This window comes from Pseudoalteromonas sp. SWN29 (assembly GCF_015864465.1).
Classification (GTDB): domain Bacteria; phylum Pseudomonadota; class Gammaproteobacteria; order Enterobacterales; family Alteromonadaceae; genus Pseudoalteromonas.
This window is the reverse complement of the sequence record NZ_JADYXE010000012.1, coordinates 16,012-34,001: the sequence shown is the minus strand read 5'-3', so window position 1 is coordinate 34,001 and position 17,990 is coordinate 16,012. Positions and strand designations below refer to the sequence as shown.

15 protein-coding genes are annotated in these 17,990 nt (G+C 40.3%); 9 read left to right on the top strand and 6 right to left on the bottom strand.

Annotated elements, in window-relative coordinates; all coding sequences use genetic code 11:
• Positions 1-13 precede the first annotated feature (13 nt).
• Positions 14-1,315, bottom strand: coding sequence for an MGH1-like glycoside hydrolase domain-containing protein (locus I6F53_RS06445; RefSeq protein WP_197238943.1), 1,302 nt, complete (start codon positions 1,313-1,315; stop codon positions 14-16).
• A 195-nt stretch (positions 1,316-1,510) separates the two neighbouring features.
• Between I6F53_RS06445 and I6F53_RS20790 the strand changes: the two genes are divergently transcribed.
• The 4 genes from I6F53_RS20790 to I6F53_RS06425 all read left to right on the top strand — a co-directional run bounded on the left by I6F53_RS20790 (position 1,511) and on the right by I6F53_RS06425 (position 8,213).
• Positions 1,511-3,952 (top strand): TonB-dependent receptor, encoded by a 2,442-nt coding sequence (locus I6F53_RS20790; RefSeq protein ID WP_197238942.1) that lies wholly within the window; start codon positions 1,511-1,513, stop codon positions 3,950-3,952.
• A gap of 196 nt (positions 3,953-4,148) precedes the next feature.
• Complete coding sequence (locus I6F53_RS06435; protein WP_165727166.1) at positions 4,149-5,729, top strand: sodium:solute symporter; 1,581 nt, start codon at positions 4,149-4,151, stop codon at positions 5,727-5,729.
• A gap of 10 nt (positions 5,730-5,739) precedes the next feature.
• The gene (locus tag I6F53_RS06430) at positions 5,740-6,981 is read left to right on the top strand and encodes a glycerate kinase type-2 family protein (RefSeq protein ID WP_197238941.1); all 1,242 of its coding nucleotides are present in this window, start codon (positions 5,740-5,742) and stop codon (positions 6,979-6,981) included.
• Positions 6,982-7,055: 74 nt separating this feature from the next.
• Entirely contained in the window at positions 7,056-8,213 is a 1,158-nt protein-coding gene (locus tag I6F53_RS06425; protein WP_197238940.1) for an ROK family transcriptional regulator, read from the top strand.
• 68 nt (positions 8,214-8,281) lie between these two features.
• On the opposite strand, the gene I6F53_RS06420 is transcribed toward I6F53_RS06425, so the two are convergent.
• The 3 genes from I6F53_RS06420 to coaBC all read right to left on the bottom strand — a co-directional run bounded on the left by I6F53_RS06420 (position 8,282) and on the right by coaBC (position 13,125).
• Positions 8,282-11,080, bottom strand: coding sequence for a S9 family peptidase (locus I6F53_RS06420; protein WP_197238939.1), 2,799 nt, complete (start codon positions 11,078-11,080; stop codon positions 8,282-8,284).
• 152 nt (positions 11,081-11,232) lie between these two features.
• Complete coding sequence (gene slmA / locus I6F53_RS06415; protein ID WP_007581932.1) at positions 11,233-11,820, bottom strand: nucleoid occlusion factor SlmA; 588 nt, start codon at positions 11,818-11,820, stop codon at positions 11,233-11,235.
• Positions 11,821-11,931: 111 nt separating this feature from the next.
• Positions 11,932-13,125, bottom strand: a complete 1,194-nt coding sequence (coaBC, locus tag I6F53_RS06410; RefSeq protein ID WP_197238938.1) for a bifunctional phosphopantothenoylcysteine decarboxylase/phosphopantothenate--cysteine ligase CoaBC — start codon at positions 13,123-13,125, stop codon at positions 11,932-11,934.
• A gap of 143 nt (positions 13,126-13,268) precedes the next feature.
• Between coaBC and radC the strand changes: the two genes are divergently transcribed.
• From radC to rpmG, 3 genes are all read left to right on the top strand, one after another.
• Positions 13,269-13,943, top strand: coding sequence for a RadC family protein (gene radC, locus I6F53_RS06405; protein ID WP_024598926.1), 675 nt, complete (start codon positions 13,269-13,271; stop codon positions 13,941-13,943).
• Between the two features lie 274 nt (positions 13,944-14,217).
• Positions 14,218-14,454 (top strand): 50S ribosomal protein L28, encoded by a 237-nt coding sequence (gene rpmB / locus I6F53_RS06400; RefSeq protein WP_004335549.1) that lies wholly within the window; start codon positions 14,218-14,220, stop codon positions 14,452-14,454.
• An 11-nt stretch (positions 14,455-14,465) separates the two neighbouring features.
• Positions 14,466-14,621, top strand: coding sequence for a 50S ribosomal protein L33 (rpmG, locus tag I6F53_RS06395; protein ID WP_004335545.1), 156 nt, complete (start codon positions 14,466-14,468; stop codon positions 14,619-14,621).
• Positions 14,622-15,021: 400 nt separating this feature from the next.
• Here rpmG and I6F53_RS06390 read toward each other — a convergent pair whose 3' ends face one another.
• Positions 15,022-15,948 carry a manganese-dependent inorganic pyrophosphatase gene (locus I6F53_RS06390; protein ID WP_101216007.1) on the bottom strand — a complete coding sequence of 309 codons (927 nt, stop codon included), beginning with the start codon at positions 15,946-15,948 and terminating at the stop codon, positions 15,022-15,024.
• A 118-nt stretch (positions 15,949-16,066) separates the two neighbouring features.
• Here I6F53_RS06390 and I6F53_RS06385 point away from each other — a divergent pair, with 118 nt between their 5' ends.
• Both I6F53_RS06385 and mutM read left to right on the top strand, forming a co-directional pair.
• A complete protein-coding gene (locus I6F53_RS06385; protein WP_197238937.1) occupies positions 16,067-16,567 on the top strand; it encodes a hypothetical protein in 501 nt (166 codons plus the stop codon).
• Positions 16,568-16,581: 14 nt separating this feature from the next.
• Positions 16,582-17,391, top strand: a complete 810-nt coding sequence (gene mutM / locus I6F53_RS06380) for a bifunctional DNA-formamidopyrimidine glycosylase/DNA-(apurinic or apyrimidinic site) lyase (protein WP_197238936.1) — start codon at positions 16,582-16,584, stop codon at positions 17,389-17,391.
• A gap of 93 nt (positions 17,392-17,484) precedes the next feature.
• Here mutM and I6F53_RS06375 read toward each other — a convergent pair whose 3' ends face one another.
• Positions 17,485-17,985: a DUF3299 domain-containing protein gene (locus I6F53_RS06375; protein ID WP_197238935.1), complete on the bottom strand. Its 501-nt coding sequence runs from the start codon at positions 17,983-17,985 to the stop codon at positions 17,485-17,487.
• Positions 17,986-17,990: the final 5 nt, after the last annotated feature.

Here is a 17,990-nt window from a genome sequence, read left to right as displayed (position 1 = left end):
GTTGCCTTAGTTGTTAGTCAAGTAGCCAATGTAATGCTATTGCAGCTGTCCACGAGAAGTCTTTACCACCACAGCCTGCGCCTGTTTCTGGGTTAAAGTATTCGTAGTAGCCTGACTTAACAACGAGGTTGCGCGTATCATCTTGAATTTTTTCAGCCGTTGTTACACAGCCGGCTTCTTTAAGGCCTGTGGCTATCATCCAGTTAATGTGTAACCAAATAGGGCCGCGCCAGTAGCGTTGTGGCTCGTATTTTTCTTCTTTAGGGTGGGTAGAAGCCACACTAAATTGGCTCGACTCAATAAAATCTTCAGTGGCTGTATTAATTATTTTAGTTTGCTCATCGCTTGTTAAGCCTGCATATACAGTTAATAGCGCGGCTGATGTTTTAACTTTCGCTAAGCTGTTAGTTAATACATCACGACAATAAAAATACTGACTTTGCTCACACCATAAAGTGTTTATGGCTTGCTCTGTTTTTTGTAAACGCTGTGCTAAGTAATCAGTGCGGGCATCGTTTAAACCAAGTTGTTCACCCATTTTGAGTAAATCTTTGGTTGCACGGTGCAAAATAGCAATAATACCTAGGTCATTCATTTTGTACGGGCTGGTTTCGTAAATTACTTTACTGTCAAAGTTGTTACGTTTAAAAAAGTCTACAAGGTATAAAAAGCGGTCGTATTCACTTTTATGTGGACGTTGAGAAGAGTCTACATGGCTTGTATCACGGCGCGTATATTCCCAATCCACACATGGCACAGCTTGAAGAGCGTCATCCCATGATGGGCTGTTATCCATGCCCGACTCCCACGGGTGATATGTCACTACTAAACCAGTACTTTCAGGATCTCGGTCGTTGTACCACCATAAATGATAGTCAACTACTTGTGGAAATAATGCTTTAACTTTTTGTTCTGCAAGTGTTTTGTCTTTCGCACTGGTAAGCATCTCCTTCATTACAGTAGCAACTACTGGCGGCTGAGAAATAGAGGTACTTTTGATTTTTTTATCTGATCCCCATACGTCAGGACCTGGAAAATAAGTATCTGAATCTTTATGAAACAAGATGTGCGGCACCATGCCATCATCCCATTGGCCTGAAAATAACACATCAATTTCTTGCCATGCGCGGCTTTCGTCAGACTTCATCCAACCTAGCGCTGTAATGGCTGAGTCCCAGTTCCACTGAAACGGGTATAGGCCATGTGTTGGTACTGTATAGCCACCTAAGTCGTTTGCTATAAGTGTTTTAGTAGCAAGGTCTGCAAGCGATGAAGCCGTTGCTGAGTCAATTTTACCGCTGTTTATAGTAGTCATATTGGGTGCTCTTTGTGTGTTATTTTCGATTTGGATAATATTAAAGCACTCATTATGGGTTGTAAATGTTTTTTTCTGTGCTTAAATTCTGTTCGAAGTAACAAAAAACTAACATGTTCACTTGATTATTTCGGCTTTACTTAGCCACACTCTAAGTAAATACACACAGACAACTAGCACAAATGGAGAATACCCGTGAATAAAACTACGATCGCCTCTATTGTATCTTTATGCCTTGCACAGGGCGCTTATGCAGCAGAAGAAACTGCACCAGATACAGCAAAAAAAGCTAACAACGTTGAGCGTATTATCGTCTCTGGTACCAGTAAAGGGCGTGTTATTTCAGACACTCCACAATCAGTAACATCTATTAGCGAAGACGAGCTGGTAAAGCTTTCTTCAAGTAGCCAAGCAGATGTGCTTCGCTATATTCCGGGTATTAAAGTAGAAGGCGGTGGCGGTGAAGTCGCTACTAACCTACAAGTAAGAGGCTTACCTTCATCGGGTCAGTTTCAATTTACGCCGCTGTCGTATGATGGTTCACCTACACTGAGTGTTTTTGGTTTGAACTCATCGGCGTTTGATGTGTATTACCGTAACGATCTGGGTATTGAACGCGTAGAGTTTGTGCGTGGTGGTGTATCTAATTTATTTGGCCAAGGTTCTGTGGCCGGCATTATTAACTATATTTCTAAAACGGGCAGTGATGATCCGCAAAGTACCGTACAAATGGAGCTTTCTGATCAAGGGCGTACACGCTTAGATTTTGCAACGAGCGGTCCGCTTAATGAAGACGGCTTATATTACGCACTTTCTGGTTTTTACCGTTACGACGAGGGCCCGTTAGATACAGGCCTTGAGACTAAAGGTACTCAGTTACGTGGTAATATTCGTAAAGAATTTGATGATGGCTCTGGATCATTTACGATTTACGGACAGTACATTGACGACCAAGCTCAGTTTTATTTACCTATTCCACTTGATGGCGAAAGCCGTGAGCGCTTAATTGGTAACGATGGTCGTGAAGTAGAATCACTGCAAACAGCGCAAGTATCTAACTTAACGTACGATACAGCAAATGGTCGTTATGAATCGCCAATCAGCGATGGTGTGGTTACTAAAGGTGGCTCTGTGTCAGTGGTGTTTGAAAAAGAACTCGCTAACGATTTTGCTATTAACATGCGCAGTAAGTACGCTAAGTATCAACACGAATTTAATTTATTTTTAGATGGCGACGGTATTATTAATGTACCTGAAAGCCAAGACGACTTTTTAGCTAACCGTGGCTTAGGTGATGCAAGCGGCGCTGAGTTTTCTTATGTTAATTCAGGTATCGCACTTGCAAGCGATGACTTACTATTTGCTAACCGCATTTTAGACCGCGACCGCCCAGCTGAAGATTTTTCTGCAGAATTTAATATCATCAAAAGTATTTATGTAGGTGATTTTAGCCATGATATTACAGTCGGTACATTTTTCTCTCACAGTGAAGCCGACGACGATAACGTTATTACGACTTACTTAGGTGAATTTAATAACAACCCTCGCTTAATCGACTTAACGTATACCGATGTTAATGGCGACGAAATTCAGTACACACAAAATGGCATTAGTGGGCCAGGTATTTCTTATACTAACCAAACCATTAGCGCTACCCGCCGAGCACTTTATATAGCGGATCAAATGGAAAGTGACGATTGGATTTTTGACTTTGGTGTTCGCTACGAAGAAATTGAAGGAAAAATTAGCCGCGAAGGCAGCCAAGTTGTACAAATAAATAATGACCCATCACTCGCATCTAACTTACAAGTAAATACAACCGGTAGTGGTGTAATGACCTACGGTGAAGTAGATACGTCTGAATTTGCTGTATCGGGTGCGGCATTATATCGCTTAACTGATAATTTAAATGTATATGCCAATGCATCACGCGGGTTTTTCTTCCCAGAAATTAGAGGTATTCAGTTTAATGACTTAGGCGAGCCTGCCAGCTACGAAGCTGAAATTGTAGAGCAGGGCGAACTAGGTGTTAAGTTTTTTGATAACGACTTTAGCGGCAGTGTTGCGTTATTTAGAACTGACTTAAAAGATAGACGCAGCGTAGACTTTGTAAACGATGGTAACGGTGGCGTATTAGAACTGCCAGTAATGCAGTCAACTAAAGCAACCGGTGTTGAGCTTACAGGTCGTTACGATATTACCGATGAGTGGGCTGTTGATGCCAACATGACCTACACCGATCACGAATTTACTGAATTTGATTCAGACCCTTCTATTATTGGTAACGAGTTACGTCGTAAACCAAAAATACTATTCAATACATCTATAAGCTATACCACAGATGATTGGGATGCTTCTATTTATCATAACTTTACAGGTAAAAACTTTGCTAACGATGCAAACTCTGTAGAACTTGATTCATTCCATTTATTTAGATTTGATGCAGGTTATAACTGGCAAGTTGCACCAGAGCAAACAGTACGCTTGAGCGTTGGGGTATTTAACCTGTTTGATTCTGACGGTGTTACTGAAGGTTCGCCACGTTTAGGCAATAGCCAAACGGCAGATAATCCATACTTTGTAGGTCGCCCGATTCTCCCACGACGCGTTACTTTAAGAGTTAAATACGACTTTTAAATAAATGCTTTATGCCTATTAACTCACTTTGGGGTTAATAGGTTTTTTGCATTGTGATGCATTTTTCAGCTAAGTTAGCTACAGGTTTATCTTTTTGACTAGGCTCGTTTATTAAAAAGATAAGGGCAGGTAACCATTTGGTATTTTATTTTTGAAAAGGCGCAGTGTTTTCATATTGTGAATACGCGAATTAATTATGAATATATTAGATTTTTCAATAGTTGCTCTTTATCTTGGTGCCTTATTGGTAATGGGATTTATGCTACGCGAACAAACCAATAAAAATGATTACTTTTTAGGGGGTAAAAGCTTAGGTTGGAAACCTTTGGCTTTGTCGGTAATGGCCACTCAGCTTTCGGCTATTAGTTTTATTTCGGCTCCTGCATTTGTTGGTTTGCGTGAAGGTGGTGGTATGCAATGGCTCTCGTATGAGCTGGGTGTTCCGCTGGCGATGATTTTAATTTTAGCAACTATTTTACCCAAGCTTTATAAAAGCGGCATTGTTAGTATTTACGATTATTTAGAAATGCGCTTTGGTCGCTCAACCCGTGTACTTATTAGTGTGGTGTTTCAATTTAGTCGTGCGTTTGCCACCGGTATTATGATTTACGCGGTATCGCTTATTCTACAAGGCACCATGGGAATAGAAGCATGGCAGGCCATTGTATTAACTGGTGTTATAACTGTTTTATATTCACTGCAAGGCGGGATGAAAGCCGTAGTATATGGTGATGCGATTCAAATGATCATCATTGTTCTGGGGACTATTGCTTGTATTGGGTTTGGACTATATCACTTGGGTGGGGTTGACTCGTTTATTAGTAATGTTGACTCGAGCCGATTAGAAGCGATTAAGTTTGATTCATTTGGTTTTAGTGGTGATGGCTTTGGCTTTTTACCGATGATTTTTGGTGGTGTGGTACTTTACGCCTCTTACTATGGGTGTGACCAAACGCAAGCGCAACGTGCGCTTAGTGCAAAAGATCCTAAAAACCTACGCTACATGATTTTAGCAAATGGCGTAGTGCGCTTCCCAATTACCATTTTATATTGTGTGTCGGGTTTAATTGTTGGCACACTGGCAATGAGTAACCCTGAATTTTTAGCAAAAATTCCAGCAGATAACCCTGATTGGATGATGCCTATATTTATTTTAGATTACCTACCGCATGGCTTAATTGGTTTGTTAGTTGTTGCTATTTTGTCGGCAGCGATGTCGTCACTAAGCTCTGCGATTAATTCACTTTCGGCGGTAAGTATTGAAGACTACAGCCGTATATCTAACAAAGAGCTCGACCAACCATCTTACTTAAAGTTAGCTAAATACTTAGGTTTAGCATGGGGCGCAATTACACTTGTGCTATCACTTTTTGCTGGCGATATTGCACCAACCATTATTGAAGCGATTAACAAGGTAGGTTCGTTATTTTATGGCCCAATACTGGCGGTATTTTTAGTTGCTGTACTAAGTAAACGCAGTGCTGCATTGCATGCCAATATTGGCTTAATTAGTGGTGTATTAATTAACTTGTTGGTGTCGGTATTTGCGCCTGATATTTTCTGGTTTTGGTGGAACTTTATAGGTTTTGTAAGCGCCGCTGTGATTATTTATGTGACGAGTCGTTTAATTCCACGAGAAGTAAACGAAGTAACAAAAGTACAAAATGCCGAGACAGTGTCAAACTCAATTTTAACTGGCAAAGATATCGTTATGCTACTTAGCATGTTTATTGTGATGATATTAATTTGTTTAGCTATTCCTTCAATTTTTTCGTGAGCTGTGACTAATGGATTCTAAAAAATCGTTTTTAATTGATTTATTTACCACTGCGGTAAATGCCTGTAAACCGAGTGCTTGCATGAGTAAGTATTTAGAAAATATAGATGCAAGTAAAGGTTTGTGTGTAGTGGGGGCAGGTAAAGCCGCCGCCGAAATGGCCGCTGAAGTTAATCGCTTTTATGGTGATAGATGTTTTGGCGCAGTGGTAACGCGTTACGGATACGAAAGTAGCAGCGATACTGGGCGAATTAAAGTGCTTAGTGCAAATCACCCAACACCAGATGATAACAGCTTAGCTGCAGGTAAAGAGTTATTGGATCTTGTAAAAAACAATCCGGCTGATATTCCTATTTTGTTTATTATTTCGGGTGGCGGTTCGTCGTTGATGTGCCTACCTGTTGATGATGTACCTTTTTCACAAAAGCAAAAGCTTAACCAATTTTTACTGAGAAGTGGTGCAAGCGTTGATGAAATTAATGTAGTGCGTAAGCAGTTGTCACTTGTTAAAGGCGGCAAGTTAGCGCAGGCCGCTAAGTCGGATTACGTTACGCTCATTATTTCAGATGTAGTAGGGGATAAACCAAGTGATATAGCGTCTGGTCCTACTATTAGCGATGGCAGTACTAAAGCCGATGCACTGGCTATTTTACAAAAGTACAATTGGCCGGTAATTAAAGAGGTTCAAGCGCATTTATTAAAACCTGAGCAAGAAAGAGCTGCCGATACTATAGGTGAGCACTTTGTTGTTGCAAACGCGCAGCATGCTATTGATAACGCTATAAGTGTTGCACAGCATCAAGGCTGGGAAACCCTGGTACTAGGATATGATATTCAAGGCGAGGCTAAAGAGGTAGCAAAGCAACATGCGGCTATCGCACTTGAGCAAAAAGCCCAAGGCAAGCGCGTTATGTTGTTCTCCGGTGGCGAGCTTACCGTAACCGTTGCTGATGTTTATGGAGATGGCGGGCCAAATCAAGAATACTTAATGGCGCTGGCTGAGGCACTTAATGGCGAAGCGGGTATTTACGCACTTGCTTGTGATACAGATGGTGTAGATGGTAGTAAAGATGTAGCGGGTGCTTACATAAATAGCACCACAATTACACGCGCTCAAAACGCCGGAGAGAGCCTTCAAGCACAGTTAGAAGGGCATAATAGCCATCAGTTTTTTAAAGCCATTGATGATTTAATTATTACTGGGCCAACTAACACAAATGTGAATGATTTTAGAGTGATAGTGATTGAATAGGCGCAGTTTACCTACTTGTTCTTTATAATGGTTTCACGTAATCTTGTGCTCCAATTTTGTTAGGGTTAATACCTATGTTTTCGTTAAACAACAGTAACTTATTACGCTCTGGTTTTGAACTTGGAAAAGGCGAAAAGCTATTTCAAGATATTGAGCGCGATATTATAAAAGTGGTGTTTTGGGAGAAGTGCGTAACACAAAGCCATATTGTGAGCGCCACTCGTATTCCACAACAAACTGTGTCGCGTTTACTTAAGTCGTTAACCCAGCACGGCGTAATAGTGCAAAGCGATACGCTAATTCCAAATAAAAAAGGTAAGCCGGGGTTTGGCATTGCTCTTAACCCCGATTACGGATTTACCTTTGGCTTAGCTATTTTGCTTGATGCCATTTCGATTGCTGTAATGGATTTTACCGGCAAGGTGGTTTACACCCATATGCAGCTAATGTCGGATATGAGCATTAATAATGTGCTTAAATGCGCACAAAAGCTGGTGGAAGATATAAGTGCTGAGCGGGACATCCCAAGTGAAAAAGTGCTGGGAATGGGCGTGGGTATCTCTGGCTTTTTTAGCTCAATGGATGGGAAAATGAATACCCATCATATGCTAGAAGAGTGGTCGCAGGTTGATATTATCGATATTGTGTCGCAGCATTTTCAGCTTCCTACTTGGGTTGTTAACGATGCAACAGGCGCAGCTGCAGGCGAGGGCGTTGCTGGTATTGGTCGTGAGTACAAAAACTTTGTTTATATGTTTGTGTCGGCCGCATTTGGTGGCGGTATTGTAAATAATGGCGATGTACTGCGTGGTACTTACGGAAACGCAGGTGAGCTTGGCGACATGCTACCGCCTAAATTGTATGCGCACCCTAATCTTGAATTACTAAAACGTATTTTGAAAAAAAATGGCGTAGCCGTTACTTCTATTTACGATCTGCACGACAACTTTGACCCCGATTGGCCCGGCGTTGAAGAGTGGCTGTTTAAAGTTCAAGACTCATTTGATTTAGTGGCAACTTGTTGCTCTGCATTATTAGATGCTGAAGCGATTATTATTGGTGGCCATATTCCAAAAGAGTTGGCTGAAAAAGTTATTGCACGTACTGAGGTTTATGCACAATTTAGACGTGGCGCCAAGCGGCCAATGCCTAAGTTGGTGGTATCTAATATTAATAATTTTCCGGTATCAATTGGCGCAGCTACTTTGCCATTTAGAGAGCTGTGTTTGTAGTTTAAGAGGAATTTAAAAACAAAAAGCCGATATTGTTTATGCAATATCGGCTTTTTAGTGTGGGTTATTTACTCTTCAACGAATGCCTCACCTTGTGTCATCCACTTAGCAGCTGGTTTGCCTTTTAAGTAATGATCAAAGTACTGCATCATACGCACTGAAAAATCGACCTGATTAGGAAATTTTTTCAAGTGGTGTGGTTCACCCTCGTATTGTAAAAATGTAGCGTCTTTTCCTGCACGGCGTAGCGCTAGGTAATACTGCACGCTTTCATGCCAAGGCACTGCATCATCTTTGTCGCCAGACATGATTAAAATAGGCGTATTAACTTTGTCTGCAAAAAATACCGGTGAGTTTTCTATATAAAGCTCTGGTGCTTCAAATAAGTTTTTGCCAATACGGCTTTGCCCTGTTTCGTATTGAAATTGACGTGCAAGACCCGATTTAAGACGAATGCCACTATACGCGCTGGTCATGTTAGATACTGGCGCACCCGATACAACTGCTTTAAACATATCTGTTTGGGTGATCATAAACGCACTTTGATAACCCGCCCAAGAGTGACCTTGTAAGCCTATTTTATCTGGGTCGGCTATGCCTAAATCTATTAATTTTTGGGTAGCGTTTATCATGGTTTGCGTTGACGATTTACCAGGGTGACCTATTTCAAAGCGAATATCAGGTAAAAATACCGCATAACCGTTTGAGGTAAACATAGGGAAGTTAGGGCGATGATTTAATTCCATCTTAGGAAAATCAAACATGCGTTGACTCATGTAACGATAAAAATACACAACCACAGGTACTTTATCGCCTTTTTTATAGCCCGCTGGTTTTATAAGTACGCCTTGTAAGTCTTCGCCATCAAAACCTTTATAGCTTATCAGCTCTGGCTTTTCGCCCCACGCAAAATTATTAATTTGTGGGTTTAGCGTGGTCACTTGTTTTGGTGCGCTAAAGCTAAAATCTGTTTGGTAGTAATCAGGAAATTGGCTATAAGTTTGCGAGGTAAATAAGTACTTGTCAGCCTTTTTGGCTTTTTTAACCATATCAAAGCGTTTATTACCGCTAAGCACCTTAGTTAGTGTGTTAGTGGTTAAGTCGAGCTTTGCAACTTCGCTTTGTTTAGTTTGTAAGTTAATAGCAGAGACAAGTAATGTATCGCCTTTTTTAAAGCCCACTTGGGTTTTATCAAGCTTAATAACACGGTACTGCGTATTGCTTTGCTTACCATTAGTTAGGCGTTTAGCTTGCTGCGTTTTTACGTCAAATGCCCAAATATCGTACTTACTATAAGCAAGCACTTGGCTGCTATCGGTCATCCAACCAGCAAAACCATAACCAGGTTGGGTAGATGGGTAGTCGTGTTTGTCATCAGCAAAGGTTGCCTGAATAGCTTTTGTAAGCGGTGTTACTTTATTATTTTTTAAATCTTTTAACTGTATTTGGCTATCGCTAAAATAAGCCGCAAACTCACCACTTGGTGCAAGGCTTGGTCTAAACGGGTAGTTGCTAATAATGGGTGTTTGCTTACCTGTATTTATATTTACTGCAAAGTAATCAGCAAAAAAACCGCCGTACATTATTTTTTCTAGATAGGGGATGTTAGATGAGCCAAGTAAAGAGGCATCTCGCTCAGGGTTCAGTGCAACCTCAGGCATATTAGTGGTACTTAGCTGTACCACTTTTTGCGAGTTAACGTGATATACCGCGCTGTAATGGCGATTTTTATTAACTTCGTTCCATTGTTGTTCTTCACGCGGTTTTATTTGCGCATCGTTGTTATGCCATACATCTAAACCTTTATGCTCACGTATGGTATCAAAGTCGTACAATGAGGCCTCGTCGGTATATTCTTTGGCTTTTACTTTAGCTGCTAATTTTGGATGGTTTTCAAAATATAAGCGCTCGCCATTTTCTGACCATTTAAGGGAAGCTGTTTTACCTAGAGTCCATGTTTTATCTGGTGAAGTTATTGTTGAAAGTTTATCGTTTTTATATAGCTGTAAACTGTAGCTACGGCGACGCGTGTCATCATTTACATAATTACCCAATGTAAACGCTGCAATGTTGTCAGTTGGGTGCCACGCTATTTTATTTGCGATTACGCCCGGTTCGTCAATTAATACGCTGCTATTAAAGTCACCTAGCTCAATTAACGCTATTTGGTTGTTATTACCGTCGCTGTAACTTTGACTCACTAATAGTTGGCTGTTAGCTGAGTTAATAGCGTAGCTAAATACGTTTTCGATTGTATGGCTACGTTTATCAGATAAATTTACAATAACAAGCGCATAGCTCTTATCTTTTTTATCGGGCGTGATAGCGTTATCTTCTTCGTTTTTAGTGCTATCGCTTTTAGTATTATCGTTTTTAGTACCTTCGGTTTTATCGTCTGCTTTTTTGTCATCGTCTTTTTTATTTAAACGATAAGCAAGCCACATTCCGTCATCAGATAACGTGTAATCTTTTACATCAGCAAAGCTTTGTAGGACACCTGATTGTGTGTTTACGAGTACCAAATTATTTTTAAGGGTGTCTTTTTTTTTGGTTGTTTCTTTTTCAAGTAAGGTAGGTACTTGTGTAAAAGCGACCCAGTTTGCTGCTTTATTAATATGAGGTTTAGTGCCGCGCTCTACTTCTGCAATGAGTGTATTGCTTTGTAGTGAGTAAACTTGGCCTGTTGCATTACCACGATACGGCGTTGCACTAAAAGTGAGTACTTGACCATTGTCAGACAGTTGCGTGCTTTTAGCTGATTTAAAACCAAATACATCTTTAAATTGTAGCGATTCTTTAGCGTGTATGGCGGCGCTAGTTAAGCTAGCAATGAGTGCTGTGCTTAATAGGGTGAGTTTTGTTTTCATTATTGATTCTCGTATTATGACATGGTTTCATTGTAACGAGTTTGGTTCATAATTCGAGCGGATCAGATAAATGGCAGCTATATACGACAAAACGACCCGTAGGTCGTTTTTTAGTATTTAATTTAGTATTTAATTTATTAATTTAGCAGTAATTACAGCCAAATTTTTTGTAGCTCAAGCCATTGTTTTTCAAATTGAACACTTGGCTTTGCTTTAAAGTCGCTACGTACAAACTGATTCATTTTGCCTTCAACGTAGGCAAGTAAAAAGTTTGCAAGAGTAAGCTCATCACTTTGGAAGTTTTTACCTTCACGCAATTTACGCTCACGAAGTACTTGTTTAAACTGAGTTTCTAGTTTTTCAAACAAGCTTTGTACCCGCTCGCGTAAACGTTCCTGCTCACCTTGCAATGCGTCGCCGGTTAAAATACGGGTAATGCCTGGATTTTTTTCAGCAAAGGTTAGAAGTAATAATAAAATGTTGTAAATACGCGTTTGGCTTTCTTTTTCGTTTTCAATAATAATATTTATACGCGATAAAAGGGTATCTTCAATAAACTCAATTAAGCCCTCAAACATACGCGCTTTGCTAGGAAAATGGCGGTATAGCGCGGCTTCAGATACGCCTACTTCAGCAGCTAGTTTTGCTGTAGTGATGCGTTGACCTAAATTAGTTTCTAACATTTGTGCGAGTGCTTGCAGTATTTGCTCTTTGCGATTACTTCTTTTTGTCGCAGGCATGAACATTCCTTTTTATTAGTTATTCTTAGTGGCGCAGTTAAGAACCCTAGTCATTTTTTGTTCAAATGAATGGCGTATGTTAATGTTTTATTCAGTTTGTTTCCAGCCTTTTTATAGATGTTTAGCCAGCTGTTCGATCACCTTGAGCGCTATTTCTGTTTTACTTGTTGTTGGTAATTCTAGTTGTTCATTATGCCAGTACAGTGTTAAAGCATTATGATCTGAATTAAACCCTAAGCCACTTTGTGATACGTCATTAGCGCAAATCATATCTAGATTTTTATTTTTTAGTTTACCTTTAGCATAGCTTTCTACATTTTGAGTTTCGGCGGCAAATCCAACCGTATAAGGGCGGTTTTGTGTAAGGTTGGCAATAGCTGCAATTACGTCAGGGTTTTTAGTTAAAGTAAGAGTGAGTTCGTCGCCTTGCTTTTTCATTTTTTGAGTCGCAATGTTTGCAGCTCGATAATCCGCAACAGCAGCGCAGCCTATAAATGCATCTGATTGTGGTGCATAAATTAATGATTCATTTAATAACTGCTCAGCGCTTTCTATATTAATAAGGTTTACGCCAGTAGGGGCTTTAATGTTTACAGGGCCTGAAATTAAATTAACCTCTGCACCGAGTTGCAAAGCAGCTTCTGCCAGTGCATAACCCATTTTCCCTGAACTGTGGTTTGATATAAAACGTACCGGGTCGAGAGGCTCTCGCGTTGGGCCTGCCGTTATTGTAATTGTTTTTCCTGCAAGTAATTGCGGTCGCTCTTTCGCTGTACATAGCGCAACTAGCTCATGTGGCTCTAACATGCGTCCAGCGCCTACATCGCCACACGCTTGCTCACCTTTACCTGGGCCCCAAATTAGTACGTTACGTGCTTTTAATGCGGCCAAATTAGCTTGTGTAGCTGCATGTGCATACATTTGCTGGTTCATGGCTGGTGCAACGGCTACTTTTGCAGGCGTTGCTAGCAGTAACGTTGTTAGTAGGTCGTCAGCAATGCCGGCTGCCATTTTAGCAATAATATTACACGTCGCTGGGGCGACTAAAATTAAGTCAGCCCATTTTGCAAATTCAATATGCCCCATTGAAGCTTCAGCAGAAGGGTCAAGTAACGAGTCTGAGACTGTTTCGCCACTAACGGCTTGCATAGTTAAAGGGGTAATAAAGTGCTTAGCTGATTCAGTCATAACTACTTTTACTTCACAACCAGAGTCTTTTAATCGCCTAACGAGCTCTGCACATTTATAAGCTGCAATGCCGCCGGTAATGCCTAGTACAATTTTTTTGTTTGTTAAGTTAGTCATGGTTGTTCATCAGTCTTATTAAATATTGCGCTTAAAATAACAAATCTTTACCCGTACAGCGAAGTTTTTTAATTCGAAATAACAGGCTAAATTTCAAATTTGCATTACATTTATAAGACACTTTCGCCTCTCAAGGATGAATAATGCAACTTACTTCACTACCAAACTCACTTCGACCTCGTGAAAAATTGATCGCAAAAGGGGCTAAAGCACTCAGTGACGCAGAGCTTCTTGCTATATTTTTACGAACAGGGTTGCCAGGAATGAATGTAATTGAGTTGGCTCAGCATTTATTAAACGAGAATAAAACACTGCATAATTTGTTTAATGCCAGCATTGAGGAGTTTTGCTCTCAAAAGGGGTTAGGGACCGCTAAGTATGTTCAGCTACAAGCTGTGTTAGAACTAAGCCAACGTTATATGCAGGAGCGTTGCCAACGAGACGCCGTGTTTAATTCGCCAAACTCAGTTTACGATTACCTGACTATTCAAATGCGAGGCTTGCAGCAAGAAGTATTTATGGTGTTATACCTAGATAGTCAAAATAGATTAGTAAAAGACGAGATACTTTTTTATGGCACTATTAATTCTGCCAGTGTGTACCCGCGTGAAGTGGTAAAAGCAGCGCTTAAAAATAATGCAGCCGCTGTTATTTTTGCGCATAATCATCCAAGTGGTATTGCAGAACCGAGTCAAGCAGACAAACTTATTACTAATAAATTGCAGCAAGCACTGCAATTGGTCGACATAAGTGTGCTTGATCACATCATTGTTGGTGGAGAAACGTGTGTTTCGTTTGCCGAGCGAGGCCTGATTTAGCTTTGTTAGATACAGAAGTGTGTTAAAAATGAGCTGTTTAACGTGTTTTGGCAAATTAGTTTAATTTAAATGCAGTTTTTACTTTCCCTAAGGGCATTCGATCTTTATAATTAGCCGCTATCAAATTTACATATATGAGCTGATTGGATAGATCAGTGTTTGATCTTTGCCTGTAAAAGCTGTATAAAGAGCGCCCTTCGATTTATCTCTAGGGCGGAAATACACGGCCTTAGATTAAATTAAGCTCGAGCGAAGTTATTGGAGATATATAGACATGTCTAAAGTATGTCAAGTTACAGGTAAGCGTCCTGCGGTTGGTAATCACCGTTCACACGCGAGAAACGCGACTAGACGTCGTTTCCTACCTAACCTACAAACACACCGTTTTTGGGTTGAAAGTGAAAAACGTTTTGTAACATTACGCACTACTACTAAAGGTATGCGTATTATCGATAAAAAAGGCATCGACACGGTTCTTACAGAAATCCGTGCTCGCGGCGTTAAAGTTTAAGGATCTGAATCATGCGCGATAAAATCCGTTTAGTTTCAACTGCCGGTACTGGTTTTTTCTACACTACTGACAAAAACAAACGTAACATGCCTGAGAAGATGGAAATCAAAAAGTTTGATCCAAAGATTCGTAAACATGTTCTTTTTAAAGAAGCTAAAATTAAGTAATTTTAGTTCTTTTAGAATTTAAAAACCCAGCTTAGGCTGGGTTTTTTGTTTTTAAAAATATGATTAGGGCGTGTTAATCTTTGTGGATTGAAATTTGTTCAATCTAGGGGCAATTAAATCGCGGCGCGAGGTTTGTAACCTAGTGGGCTAAGTAAAAATCGAGCAACAAGGAGTTAATCGTCCCTAGAAAGAACCCTCCGGGCAGCGCATGTTTGGCATTTATGCTGCGTTATCGCCTATTTATGGGGAGCAACCACACACGATAGGCTCTGCCTTGCCTTGATACCAAACATGCTGCTGCAAATTCAACCACCAAAGAACAACACGCCCTAACAAATTGATATAAAAAAACCTCGTTGGCATAACCAACAAGGCTTTTAAATTAATTAGCGAAAACACATTAGATTTTTGTGAATGCATCTTGTAGTGGTGGAACTACTTGCTTTTTACGGCTCAGTACACCATCTAACCATACTTTATCATTCTCTGGTTTTACACCGTAAGCCTGCTCAACTAAGTTTGCATCGTCAGATACAATTAGCATTTCTGAGCCTTCTTTCATTATATCGGTAAGCAGTAAAAATACCGAGTGGCGATTACCCTCAACTTTTAGCTTAGCAATATCGGCTGCAAGGTCTGCTTTAATATCGTCAAAAACAGCAAGGTCGATTACTTCTAGTTGGCCAATGCCTACCAGGTTACCGTTCATGTTGAAATCTTTAAAGTCACGCATTACTAAATCACGTGCTGGTGTGTCTTCTACCGCAGATTTAACGCGGAACATATCCATACCCAATTCTTTAAAGTCTTCGATGCCTGCAATTTCAGCTAGCGCTTCAACACATTTAATATCGGCAGTGGTACATGTTGGTGATTTAAATATGACTGTGTCGCTTAAAATTGCACACATCATAATACCCGCGATGTCTTTAGGGATTTCTACGCTGTAGAAGTCGTACATCATTTTAATAATGGTGTTTGAACAACCAACAGGACGAATCCAGCATTCAAGCGGAGTAGATGATGTTAAGTCACCTAATTTGTGGTGATCTACCACGCCAACAACGCGAGCTTGGTCGATATCATCAGGTGCTTGTGTTTTTTCTGTGTGATCTACAATATACACATCTTCACCCGCGTAGCTTAATTTAAGCTCTGGTGCTTCGAAGCCAAATTTATCAAGGATAAATTGGGTTTCAGGTGAAATTTCACCAAGACGAGTTGGAATTGCTGGCTCATCGATTTGGTTTTTTAAATAAGCCAGTGCAATTGCACCACAAATAGAATCTGAATCTGGGATTTTATGGCCCACTACATACATAGACATTGACGGAACTCCTTTAAATTTGCCGATATTCTAACAAAGTCTGCGGCCTTTAACATATAGACAGCGCAATTAAGTTTTAGTTACACTTTAAAATCTTGAATTTACTAGGTGTATTAATATGCGACTGGGCCGTAAAGGTTGGAACAACGTTATAATATTTTCGATGTTGATTATGATCTTCTTCTTAAATGGCTGGCATAAGCAACTTTTTGGAGGGGAGGATAAACCAACATTACAAGCCGTACTCCCCCAGCAAAGTTTTGTACTCACACTGCAATTTGTTGATCAAAAAATTGAGCGCATAGGAACAAGCTGGCGTACAGCCCCGCTACAAAAAGATATACCGCTTGTGTGGCAAGCCTCTGAGCAGCAACTTAGTGATTTAATTAATCAGTGGCAAAGCGCGCAGTTAATGGGCGTTAGCGAATCTGTTGTTTTTAATCCTAATGAGCCTTTATATGTTGCTACATTTGAGTTGGCTGGCGAGAGTTTACCTTGGGTTTATTTGCTTTATAAAGGTGATGGGCAATATTACTTACTCGAAAAGAGTAGCCAACGAATACTCGCACTCGATTTAAAAACTGCACAGCAGTTATTTCCTATTTTTGATTTTTCATAAAGTGAGTCTAATTAATGCCTGAATTACCAGAGGTAGAAGTGAGCCGAATGGGCATCACTCCCCACGTACAAAACCAAGTAGTTACTAAGGTAAATATTTACAATGCCAGTATGCGCTGGCCAGTGCCTGATGACGTGTATCAGCTTGAAGGGCTAATTGTTACTAGTATTGAACGACGAGCTAAATACTTACTTTTACACTGTGAGCTTGGGAGCGCTATTTTACATTTGGGTATGTCAGGTAATTTACGTGTTGTAGATAAAAGTGAGCCGCTTAAAAAGCATGACCATGTAGAGTTTATTTTTGGCAACGGTAAAGCACTGCGCTTAAACGATCCTCGTCGCTTTGGTTGCTGCTTATGGCAAGAGCCAGGTGAAGTGCATAAGCTACTCTCTAAGCTTGGTCCTGAGCCGCTTACTGATGATTTTTTTGCTAAACGTGTGTATGAGCAATCGCGCAATAAAAAAGTACCCGTAAAACAGTTTATTATGGATAACGCAGTGGTGGTTGGTGTTGGTAATATTTACGCGAATGAATCGTTATTTAAAGCGGGTATACATCCAAAGCGAGAAGCGGGAAAAGTATCGCTCAAACGTTATCAAGCACTTATCCCTATTATAAAAGACACGCTTGCTGCGGCTATAATACAAGGTGGTACAACGCTTAAAGACTTTGCACAAAGTGATGGTAAGCCAGGGTATTTTGCTCAAGAGTTATTAGTATATGGGCGCAAAGGCAAGCCATGTATGACGTGTGAAAACGAATTGGAAGAAATTAGATTGGGGCAGCGCAGTACTATTTTTTGCTCAAATTGCCAAAAATAGTTATCTAGTTATTTGAATATTTAGTTATTTGAATTTTATCGATTCTAAATTTAATGATATTTAAGGGCCAGCTTTTAAAGCTGGCCCTTTAGTTTAAAGCTCGAACGGTGCTACACCGACCGCTTTCATTTTATATCCTACCTGCGCTATTTCGCCCGACCATGTTTGTGTACTTATTATTCCAGTTACAACAATTGCGTCGTATAGGCTATCTATTGGTACTCCACCTTTAATTGTTACATGGACTATTTGATTTGGCGGTGGTGGTGGTACGTGTATACAGGCGCCAAAATAAGGGACGAGTAAAAACTCGGTAATGACTTCGCTATCGCCCTCAAGCGGTACAACAAAGCCGGGTAAGCTTACCGATTGCCCATCAAGTGCTTTTACTACTGGTGCATCTAAATCGGGTTGCACCCAGTTTTGATCACTACCTTCGTGATTAGCTTGTGCTTGAGTGTCTATTTGCACGTGGTTTTTAGGGATTAAGTCTTCCCAAAAAATTTCTTTTGGTGGATTGGCACTGCTTATAAAGCTTATAAATAATAAGCTAATACACAAGCTGTAATTAACTGCTGTTTTAAAAAATGTCATAGAGT